The organism is Duganella violaceipulchra, assembly GCF_019166075.1.
Classification (GTDB): domain Bacteria; phylum Pseudomonadota; class Gammaproteobacteria; order Burkholderiales; family Burkholderiaceae_D; genus Rugamonas; species Rugamonas violaceipulchra.
Genome location: NZ_JAHTGR010000166.1, coordinates 1 through 327, shown reverse-complemented (window position 1 = coordinate 327; position 327 = coordinate 1). Strand labels below are relative to the sequence as shown.

Sequence of the window (327 nt, the reverse complement as noted above, 5' to 3'; positions counted from 1 at the left end):
CCACGAATCAAGTGGTGGCGCTGACTACCGCCGAAGCCGCCGCGCTGAGCACCGCGCAAGTGGCCGCGCTGTCGACCGATGCCATCGCCGCGCTGGAAACGGCCGACCTGTCGGCCATCAAGACGGCTGCCGTCGCCGCCCTGAGCTCCGGCCAAGTGGCCGCGCTGACCACCGCCCAGGTCAACAACCTGGCCACCGCTTCGCTGGCCGCGCTGAGCACCGCCGGCATCGCCGCACTGACCACCAACCAGGTCGTCGCGCTGACCTCGGCCCAGCTGAGCAGCCTGGCTTCGGCCCAGGTTGCGGCGCTGAGCAGCAACGCCATCG

1 protein-coding gene is annotated in these 327 nt (G+C 70.9%); it reads left to right on the top strand.

The window, feature by feature from the left end; translation table 11 throughout:
- Positions 1-14 precede the first annotated feature (14 nt).
- A partial coding sequence (locus tag KVP70_RS35880; protein WP_217946745.1) for a hypothetical protein occupies positions 15-327 on the top strand: 313 nt, incomplete at its 3' end.